At 56.3% G+C, this 9,692-nt stretch carries 11 protein-coding genes; 4 read left to right on the forward strand and 7 right to left on the reverse strand.

Features of this window, described 5'->3' with window-relative positions; all coding sequences use genetic code 11:
• Window positions 1–458 precede the first annotated feature (458 nt).
• Complete coding sequence (locus BUE18_RS20460; protein WP_073478039.1) at window positions 459–665, forward strand: hypothetical protein; 207 nt, start codon at window positions 459–461, stop codon at window positions 663–665.
• 25 nt (window positions 666–690) lie between these two features.
• Here BUE18_RS20460 and BUE18_RS20465 read toward each other — a convergent pair whose 3' ends face one another.
• On the reverse strand, window positions 691–1,626 hold the full coding sequence (locus tag BUE18_RS20465) for a DUF1848 domain-containing protein (RefSeq protein WP_073478040.1): 936 nt from the start codon (window positions 1,624–1,626) through the stop codon (window positions 691–693).
• Window positions 1,627–2,077: 451 nt separating this feature from the next.
• Here BUE18_RS20465 and BUE18_RS20470 point away from each other — a divergent pair, with 451 nt between their 5' ends.
• Both BUE18_RS20470 and BUE18_RS20475 read left to right on the forward strand, forming a co-directional pair.
• Window positions 2,078–2,455: a desulfoferrodoxin gene (locus BUE18_RS20470; protein ID WP_073478048.1), complete on the forward strand. Its 378-nt coding sequence runs from the start codon at window positions 2,078–2,080 to the stop codon at window positions 2,453–2,455.
• Between the two features lie 96 nt (window positions 2,456–2,551).
• The gene (locus BUE18_RS20475; RefSeq protein WP_073478041.1) at window positions 2,552–2,752 is read left to right on the forward strand and encodes a hypothetical protein; all 201 of its coding nucleotides are present in this window, start codon (window positions 2,552–2,554) and stop codon (window positions 2,750–2,752) included.
• A 138-nt stretch (window positions 2,753–2,890) separates the two neighbouring features.
• On the opposite strand, the gene BUE18_RS20480 is transcribed toward BUE18_RS20475, so the two are convergent.
• From BUE18_RS20480 to BUE18_RS20500, 6 genes are all read right to left on the reverse strand, one after another.
• Window positions 2,891–3,745, reverse strand: coding sequence for a thiamine pyrophosphate-dependent enzyme (locus BUE18_RS20480; RefSeq protein WP_073478042.1), 855 nt, complete (start codon window positions 3,743–3,745; stop codon window positions 2,891–2,893).
• A complete protein-coding gene (locus BUE18_RS20485) occupies window positions 3,745–5,421 on the reverse strand; it encodes a 2-oxoacid:acceptor oxidoreductase subunit alpha (protein ID WP_073478043.1) in 1,677 nt (558 codons plus the stop codon). Before BUE18_RS20485 ends, BUE18_RS20480 begins: the two co-directional genes overlap by 1 nt.
• A 156-nt stretch (window positions 5,422–5,577) precedes the next feature.
• A complete protein-coding gene (locus BUE18_RS20490) occupies window positions 5,578–5,892 on the reverse strand; it encodes a hypothetical protein (RefSeq protein ID WP_073478044.1) in 315 nt (104 codons plus the stop codon).
• A gap of 464 nt (window positions 5,893–6,356) precedes the next feature.
• Window positions 6,357–6,668 (reverse strand): multicopper oxidase domain-containing protein, encoded by a 312-nt coding sequence (locus BUE18_RS28545; RefSeq protein WP_083611186.1) that lies wholly within the window; start codon window positions 6,666–6,668, stop codon window positions 6,357–6,359.
• A complete protein-coding gene (locus tag BUE18_RS20495) occupies window positions 6,613–6,936 on the reverse strand; it encodes an SHOCT domain-containing protein (RefSeq protein ID WP_083611187.1) in 324 nt (107 codons plus the stop codon). Before BUE18_RS20495 ends, BUE18_RS28545 begins: the two co-directional genes overlap by 56 nt.
• Window positions 6,937–7,032: 96 nt before the next feature.
• Window positions 7,033–9,123: a copper-translocating P-type ATPase gene (locus tag BUE18_RS20500; protein WP_170868422.1), complete on the reverse strand. Its 2,091-nt coding sequence runs from the start codon at window positions 9,121–9,123 to the stop codon at window positions 7,033–7,035.
• A gap of 433 nt (window positions 9,124–9,556) precedes the next feature.
• Here BUE18_RS20500 and BUE18_RS28815 point away from each other — a divergent pair.
• The coding region (locus tag BUE18_RS28815; RefSeq protein ID WP_139264825.1) for a transposase family protein at window positions 9,557–9,692 on the forward strand (136 nt) is incomplete at its 3' end.

Consider the following 9,692-nt stretch of genomic DNA (forward strand, 5'->3'; position numbering starts at 1 on the left):
ATATACACAAAAACAGCATTTTAATGATACGATATAGGCAAAAATGCAGTTAAAAATATTTATTATATGCTTTTTAGAAACCCTGTTTCGATTTTCTAACCGATAGTTGAAAAACAGTCAATACTCGTAATAAATTTAAGGCTGTAAATTTAAAGAAAAACAGAGCAGGGCGCCGCTTGCCTCGCTCTGCGTCCGCCTTTCCCTAAGGCTGGGCGCGCCCGGGCATTTTTTGCGCTTTAGGCGATAATGGTTTGCAGCGCCTGCCCCTTGCCCTGATTGTTTATCGATGCGTTTCTCTTAAACAAGGGGCGCAGGATGATAGAATCTTTAAAACACGGGAACGCTATGGTATTGAAGTTAAGCCGTCTTATTTTTTTAATTGTCAGCCAGGAATAAATTGTAGGTAGAAGGCGTCTGCAATCGCCCCTCTTTGCAACCAAGCCAACGAGGCCGGGCCCATGTTATTTGAGCATGCCGACTTTTATTCGCTCCCCGTGGATTATACGCCAAGGCGTCCGGAGTATTTTCAGGTGCGCCGGATCGTTTTGGCAAAGGGCGCCTGCGCAACCAAGGAGCGAAGAGACTACGTCTCCCGCATAATCGCCTTGTATCCTGATGCGGAGGTGGAAAACAGGCCGGACTCCTCCGGGAACAAGGGCGTTTGAGCCGGAATTTGTGCGTATTCGGGCTTCATGGGCGATTCTCCTCATATTGGGATGCATCGAAAGACCTGCTCATCCTGCGCGGACCACGCAGCCATTCCGCCTTGGGGTCATGCTGCTCGCGATACAACCGGGAGGTCCTGTGGCTCGCCGTGGCGTAGCAATAAAGGCAGCCGTGGCCGCAGGTGTCGTAAGCGCCGATGTCCCGGGAGTAATCGCAGGCGCACTCCTTCCCGCGATGCCCAGGTCTTTTGCTGGGAATCAAACGGCCGGCGACCTCGCTCAGGCGCATGGCGTCGATGCACACTGCCGGGAGTATACCGGGGCTTAGGCATTCGGATTGCCCGCACAGGCGCAGGGTCATGCCGTTGTCCAAAGCGATCGCCGCCAATTCCCGCAAAAACGCCTGTTTGAAGGATATATGCGGATCCTCCCACGTAAAGCCTATTTCCCGGGCCGCGCGGGTCAGGTTCGCTCGGGTTTTTCTGAAGGCAAAAGACGTGTAGGCCGCAACGACATCCTTCACTGCTCCTTTCAGGCGCCGGGCAATGGCTGTGAAATTCTCGCGGTGAAAATCGAAGCCGGTTTCACAGGTGATGAGGATGGGATCGTATCGCCAGATGACGGCCTTTCTTCCATATGTTTCGGAGATTGCGCGCAAATGGGAGACGGACGCTTCCACGGAGGGAATGGAAGGTTCAAGAAAGCGGGGAAATCCATTGATGGTGTAATGGACGATAAATGGAAAGCCGCGTGCATGCACGTCGGCGAGGTTTTCCATGAACGGGCCGGGATTTTTGGTCCAGAAAAAGAACCCGTCCACCTCCTGGGGGCTGAGTCCAACCCGGTAAACCCGGCCGTTAAAAGCGTTGACCGAAAGGCAATACCCGGCGTCCAGACGATTTCGGAGCCAATCGCCGTAAAAAGCGGGAATGTCCGTCCGTGAGCTTGCCGAGATAATCATTTCCACTGCCTTATTTGAGCAATATTCCAGTCTTTAACGCAACTATTCTTATATATTTGAATATACTATCATAAAAAATTACAAATGTCCTAACTAATGTGTATTTTTGAGTTCTGCCGCGCTAACGGGGGTGTTTCTTCGCCGCAGATAAAGGCAATGCGAACAAGTCGGTCTTGCCCTTGGCCGCGGCATTAACCGGCACGATGATGGGTGACGCCGCCTATGGCGCCTGCTTTCCAAGCCTGCGGGGGACTTGCTTTGGAGGGGGAAGCCGCCATGAAGAAGGTCGGACAGGCGGAACTCAGTGTCATAATATAAATGAAATGAGTTCTATGACGATACTCCATTTCCGCGTCCTGTTTAAGGGATTCACCCTATGGAGGAAAGGTGTGCGATCAGATATAAAATTCAACATTGCATCCACACAAACCCCAACAAGGAGGACAAAATTATGGCGGAAGTTTTTCAAATCTATAAATGCGAAGCATGCGGAAACATCGTGGAATTGGTTCACGGCGGAGAAGGGGAACTGGTTTGCTGCGGAGAGCCCATGGTTCTGATGCAGGAAAACACCGTGGACGCTGCCAAGGAGAAGCACGTTCCTGTGGTGGAAAAGACCAGCGACGGCGTGAAGGTTAAAGTGGGAAGCGCTCCCCATCCCATGGAGGAGAAGCACTATATCGAATGGATCGAAGTGATCGTGGACGGTAAGGCCTGCCGGGAGTTTTTGAAGCCGGGCCAGGCGCCGGAGGCGGTTTTCTGCGTTCCCGAGGGATCTTCCATGACAGTCCGCGAATACTGCAACATTCACGGCTTGTGGAAAGCCTGATTGGAATTATCTTATATACATGGGGAAAAGGGGGGCGGATTGCATAGCCCCCCTCCGTTTTTTAACCGTGAACCCCAAAACATGGAGGGACCAACCATGGCGGAAAAAGCGACTTACAAATGTTCGGAATGCGGCGGCTACTTGCACATGGACCAGGCGCCTGAAGAAACGCCTGAGTGCTGCGCCCGCCCCATGATCAAGGAACAGCCGGTCTGCACCAAGCAGACTACGGCCGAGCACTATCGTTTGAACGACGACAATGAACCCTGCGACGACGCCCGGGAAGGAACCCGTTAACACATTCTTTCGCATAAGAAACCCGTCCATGCCCGGCAAGGTGGACGGGACGGAAAAACGCCGGCATGATTTCCTTGAGGAGATCAAGCCGGCGTTTTTTGTGGGGCGGGAGGGGGGCTGGAGAGACGTAAAACAATCTTATTGTAACAACGCACGCGTTTTTTCCAAGGAAAGGCCCTGTTGCTCCGCCATGGGCAAGTAAGCCCTTTGCTCATGGCAGCTCCCGGCGAAAGCGGGGCTCGGATCGGCTCTGTAATAGAGGCCGGTGTAAAAGGTTTCCTCCATTTCCATGGCCATGGCCAGGGCGGAGGCCCTGTCCTGGGGATCATGGTCATCGGGCAGCCTTTTGGCCCTGTCTTTGTACCATTGGAGCGGATGGGGCTTCCAGGTGATGCATGGCTGCACCACGTCCACAAGAGAGAGGCCTTCATGAGTCAGCGCCGCCTGAAACAGTTCCGCAAGCTGGGCGGAATCGCCCGTAAAGCCCCTGGCCACAAAGGTGCAGCCGGAGATGATCGCCGCGGCCAAAGGATTAAAGGGCGGGGCCGTGGTCCCCTGGGGGTTTAGGGCGCGGACTTCCCCGCTTCGCGTAGTGGGGGAAGCCTGCCCTTTTGTCAGGGCGTAAATCTCGTTGTTATGGACGATCAACGTAATGTCCGGATTGCGGCGCATGGCGTGGAGAAAGTGGTTTCCCCCTTCTCCGTAGCAGTCCCCATCGCCGGTCGTCACCACGGTTTTCAGCATGGGGTTGGCGGCGGCCACGCCGGTCGCCACGGGCAAGGCCCTGCCGTGGAGGCCGTTAAAGAAGTTGCACTTGATGTAGTGGGGCAGTTTGGCGGCCTGGCCTATTCCCGAGACCAGGCAAATATCCTGGGGCTTCAAGCCCAATGCCGTGAAGGATTTTTTCAGCGTTTCCAAAATGGTGAAATTCGGGCATCCAGGGCACCATTGCGAGGGGACGTCAATATCAAATAAATTACTGTTATCGCTCATTATAGGCTCTCCAAAATCAGATCTCTAATGTATGTCCCGGTCAGGGGAAGCCCGTCATACCGCAGCACGCTTCCGGTGAAAGAAAGGCCCGTCTCCTGACGGACGAGCCTGGCCAGTTGGGGAAAGGCGCAGTTTTCCACCGAAAAGAGCTTTTCCCCTTGCAACGGCGGAAGTTCAGGAAAAGGCCAAAGGTGGGTGAAATGAATGACGCCCGTTCTGCGGCCCTCTTGCGTCAGCTGTTCCGCAGCCTCAAACAGAGCGTTTCCCGAGGATCCCCATCCCATGAGAATGATTTCTGATTTGGATGGGACATGGGTAAAGGCCTCGGGGATCTCCCGCTCCATGGCCTTAATTTTACGCAGGCGTTTTTCCGCCATGGCCGGGGCCGTATTGAACAGATCTTCGGTAATATGCCCGGATTCGTCGTGTTCATCGGAATCCGCGCAAACCAGATGCTCGGATTGCCCGGGATACATTCGGGGTGATATTCCCTCCCGGGTAATGGCGTATCGGCGGTAGGGAGGATTTTCGCAGTCCCGGGCGAGATGGTATTCCGGCTCGGATTCCTCGGGGTGGATGTCCTGGGTGAAGTGGGCGTCGGAAAGATGTTGATCCGTTAGAATAATGACCGGCGCCTGATACTTGTCCGCCATGTTGAAAGCCTTGACGGTAAGATGAAAGGCTTCTTTGGGATCCGAGGGCGCCAGCACGATTTTCGGAAACTCTCCGTGCCCGGCGTTGAGGGCGAATTGCAGGTCGCCCTGAGCCGTCCGGGTGGGAAGGCCGGTGGCCGGCCCCGGGCGCTGAGCCAGGACGATCACCAAGGGCGTCTCGGTCATGCCCGCCAGGCTGATTCCTTCCGCCATCAGGGAAAAGCCGCCGCCTGAGGTGGCGGTCATGGCCCGGGCGCCGGCGTAGGAAGCCCCAATGGCCATGTTGATCGCCGCGATTTCGTCTTCCACCTGCTCCCAGAAGACGCCCAAGTCCTCCCAACGTGCGGCCATTTGCCCGATGATGTTGGTGGACGGGGTCATAGGATAGGCGAAAATGGCGCGGCACCCGGCATAAGCCGCTCCAATGGCTATGGCTTCATGGACGTTGGTCAGTGCTTCGGGGCGTTGGTCCCTGTCCGGAATGGACGGGGTGCGCCTTTCCTTGCACAACGCCATGGCGTGGTCGTAGCCCGCCTGAAACGCGGACTCGTTTCCTGCGACGGATTCTGCGCCTTTTTCCGTAAAACGAGCGGCCAACTCCGATTTCACGCCTTGGGGGTTCATGCCCATGGCGGCCGCCAAAGCTCCCGCCGCCGCCGCGTTGGCGAAGATCTTTTTTCCGGCGGACTCATTGGCGAGAGCCTGGAAGTCCATGGCAAGGGCGTTTTTGTTTGACGATTCAGGCGCCAGAAGCAGCCCGTCCCGCTTAACGAGAAAGCCGTATTTCTCAGCCGCCTCCATGTTCAGGGCCAGCACAATGTCCATGCGCTCCACGGGGGCGTTTTTCGGGTCTTCGGAAACCCGGATCCGGTAGGAATTTTGTCCTCCCCGGATCCGGGACTCGTATTCTTTCCAGGAGAAAACAGCGTAACCCTGTTTACGGGCTGCGACCGTTATAACTTCTCCGATGGTTTGGACTCCCTGGCCGGCGGTTCCCGCCGCCGCAATGCTCCATTCACCCATGAGAAAACATCCTTTGCAAAGGGTTGTTTTTCATGCCCGGTGCATACATTGCGCCAGGCAGGCCGTTGAGGTTTTTATTTATGCGGGCCGTGCGAGCCGGCACGCCGGCCCTTTGTCAGCGGCCCGGACTGGCGTCTCCGCCCGCCCGCGTTGTTATTATACCTGGAATCCTTCCATATACTTGTCCAGCTTGCCTTCCAGGTTGACCAGGGCGCCTTTCAGCTTGTCCCGGACGCTTTGGGCGTAGGCCTCTTCGTTTTCGCTGCTCCAATCCGCGGGGCATTCGTTGCGGAGGGTGTCCAGTCGCTCCTCCATTTCATTCACGATAATATGGATGTCCTGAATGTTGGGGAGCATCTGGTCCTTGGCCCCGGTGGGCAGCCGGTCGGTCCTGCTGATGGCGTCGTATATTTGGGCTTTCCAGCCTACCAGTTCCTTGCTCACGGTATCGCAGTATGATTGGGCGTCCATAATGTACCTCCTTCTTCCATGATTCAAAGTTTGCGCAAGGGCGATCCTGCGCCGAAAACGGGACGGCATGTCCTGTTGCGGCTAAAACAATATCAACAGGACCCTGGAGTTTAAATGGGGGCAAGTATGTATTTGGCGGATTAAGAACCCCCCTTTTGATAAAGCCGGAGGAGGAATCGTCAGGCAAAAGGCATGTTTTTCAGCGGCGGGCGTCCCAGCAATGGGCCAATGATAATAGCTTTTACAGGAAGGAAATCCTCAGAACAACTGCCGCCCTAAGAATCGTTTTCATCCGTTCGTCCTCGTTTCATTCTCGATAGTCATTGTCAGGCGCTGAAGAAACGGTGCGCTCTTCAGAATTGAATTTGCAAGCCGCCTCCCCAGGTGTAATTGGAATGCCGTAGATAATTCGCAGACGCACGGTCTCCGCGGTTTTCGCGTCCAGGGACGATTCCGGATTGCCGTTAGCCAGGAACCGGTTTATTGTGGACCCGTATCCTGGCGAAGTCACCCTCCCGGAAGCGGAGAACCGGGTCGGGAATGCCCCCGTTGAGGGTCATGGCCTCTCTGGGCTCCCCCGTGATATTCACCGGCTGCTTTGAAATCGTCAGGTCGTATTCCACGGCGGCCGCCTGTGCGGGGAGGGATGCGAACAGGAAAAGCAGCCCGAAGGCGAGAAGGCCACTGGCCTTGGAACTCGGCTGCTTTCTTTTTACGGCGTCAATTTTCGATCTCTTTCTTGATTCGGTCGAACTCTTCCCTGGAAATCTCGCCATTTGCGTATCTCCTTTTCAGAATCTCCATGGGGCTCTCTTGCGACGGACCTGTCGAGCCGCCTGTCTTTTTGTTTCGATCAATGACGAGATAGGCGATGACCGCCGCCGCAACCAAGAAGATGAGCCACATGAACATTCCTCCATATCCGTTGTAATCCATCATATGCCCATATCCATCCATGGGCCGGCCCATGCGGCCGTAACCGCATCCATGGAAAAGCGATGCCGCCAGGATGGTCAGGGAGAATGTCAAACGCTTGGTTTTCATGATCTTGCTCCTGTTAAGGCGTTGAGTTTTTTGCCGCCTGTTCGAAATCCTGTCGCCAAACAAGCGCGCTTGCAGGTTCAAAAATCCCTTCCCCCCTCACGTGGGTATCTTCAAGAAGCGGGCGTTGATGGAAACGATGACCGTGGAGACGGTCATAAGGCCCGCGCCCAGGGCCGGGCTCAACAGGATTCCGTAGCCGTAAAGCACCCCTGCGGCCAATGGGATGGCGAACACGTTGTAGCCCGTGGCCCAGACGAGATTTTGCACCATCTTTCCATAGGTGGCCCGGGCCAGGCCCACGATAGCGGCCACGTCCTGGGGATTGCTCCGCACCAGCACGATGTCCGCCGTTTCCACGGCCACGTCCGTGCCTGCGCCGATGGCGATGCCAACGTCCGCGCGGGCGAGGGCCGGTGCGTCGTTCACTCCGTCGCCGGTCATGGCCACGATGAGGCCGCGCTCCTGGATCTCCTGTATCTTCTCGGCCTTTTTTTCGGGCAGCACCTCGGCAAAGAAGTCGTCCAGCCCAAGTTCCCGGGACACCCAGGCCGCCGCCTTGCGGTTATCGCCCGTGAGCATCATGCACTGGATGCCCATGTCCTTGAGCTTGGCAATCGCCTCATGGGATTCCTCCCGGATGATGTCCGCCAGCGCCAGGGCTCCGGCCGGTTTGCCGTCCACCAGCAAATACACCACGGTCTTGCCCTGGCTCGAGAGTTTCCCGGTGCGTTCATCCTCCACCTGGATGTCCTTTTCCCGAAGGTAACCCGAGCTTACCACGTGGATCGTTTTTCCGTCCACCACTCCCCGCGCGCCCTTGCCCGTAATGGAGGAAAAGTCGGTAACCGGAAGGGTTTTCTTTGCCGAAGCCGATATGCCCCTGGCGATGGGATGCTCGGATTCGGCCTCCACCGACGCGGCCAGGGTGAGAATCACGTCCTCGCTCTTTTCCTGATCGAACACCAGGATGTCCGAAACCCCAAACCGGCCCTCGGTCAAAGTGCCGGTTTTATCGAACACGATGGCCTGGAGATTCCGGGCGCGCTCAAAGGCGGCCCGGTTGCGGACCAACAATCCATTGGCCGCCGATGTGGCTGTGGACACCGCCACAACCAGGGGGATTGCCAGGCCCAGGGCGTGGGGACAGGTGATAACCATGACCGTGACCGTTCGCTCCAGGGAAAAGGCGAAGTCTCTGCCCATGACCACCAACCACACGGCCAGGGTTACCCCGCCCGCCGTAAGCGCCACGACCGTGAGCCAGAAGGCGGCCCGGTCTGCCATGTGCTGCGTCCGGGACTTGCTCTCCTGGGCCTGGCGCACCAAATCGATGACCTGGGAAAGATAGGAATCGTTTCCGGTCTTCTTCACTTCCACAGTGAGGGAGCCTTCGCCGTTGATGGCTCCGCCGATGACCAGGGCGTCCGCAGACTTTTTCACGGGAACCGACTCGCCCGTGATCATAGCCTCGTTCACCGAGGAGACGCCCTCCACCACCTTGCCGTCGGCCGGGATTTTTTCCCCGGGTTTCACTATGACCCGGTCCCCGGCCTCAAGCTGGTCCAGGGGCACGTCCGTCACACTCCCATCCTCCATTTTTTTGTGAGCCTCGGAGGGCATGAGCCGGGCCAGGGCTTCCAGGGCGCGGGACGCGCTCATGACGGACTTCATCTCGATCCAGTGGCCCAGAAGCATGATGTCCACCAGGGTGGAAAGCTCCCAAAAGAACACCTTGCCCTTGAGCCCGAACACCACGACGCTGCTGTAAGCATAGGCCGTGGCGATGGCCACGGCGATAAGGGTCATCATGCCCGGCTGGCGCTTGGCGAACTCCTGGAACAGCCCCTTGAGGAAAGGCCAGCCGCCGTAGAAGAACACAAAGGAGGAGAGCGCCCACAGGACCCATTGATCGCCTGCAAACGCCAGGTTTTCCCGAATGCCCAGGACGGATTGGATCAGAGGGGAGAGGATCAGGATGGGCAGGGTGACCGCCAGGGAAACAAAGAAACGCTTTTTGAAGTCTGCAGCCATGTGGGCGTGGTGCGCCCCGTGTCCGCCAGACCCGCCGTGCGAGCCATGGCCCTCATGGCCCTCATGGCCCTCTTGCGATCCGTGTCCGGCTTGGTGCGCATCGTGGTCCATATCCATGTCCCCGTGCATTTCCTGGCGCCCGGATCCGTGATCCATAGTGTCCCTCCTTCTTTCATGATTCAAAGGTTGCGCAAGGCCATTCCTGCGCCGAAAACGGGACGGCATGTCCCATTGTGCACAAAATAATATCAACAGGGCCCCGGCGATTAAATAGGGGCAAGCATGTATTTGGCGGATTAAGAACCCCCCTTTTGATAAAGCCAAAGGAGGAAACGGCAGGCAAAAGGCATGTTTTTCAGCGGCGGGCGTCCCAGCGATGGCGCCAATGATAAGAGCTTTTATCGGCGGAAATGTGAGATGCACGGCATTACGGCCACAGGGCATACGCATGTAAAAAAAGACGGGCTTCAGGGTGCAGTATATGGTAGCACATCTATAATAACTTGAAATACTTATAAATATTTTTCAACTAGACTTTTTTAAAGCACTGGTGTAAGGTCTGTGGGCGACTTAAACAAAGGAGGCGCTCATGGAAGAACGCACCATAGACCAGTATTTCGAGACCGTGCAAGATCCCCGGCATCATAACGCGCTGCATAAACTAATAGACATCATCGTCATGGCCATATGCGCCGTGGTATCCGGGGCTGACACATACGAGCAAA

The sequence above is a fragment of the Desulfatibacillum alkenivorans DSM 16219 genome (assembly GCF_900142135.1).
Lineage (GTDB): Bacteria > Desulfobacterota > Desulfobacteria > Desulfobacterales > Desulfatibacillaceae > Desulfatibacillum > Desulfatibacillum alkenivorans.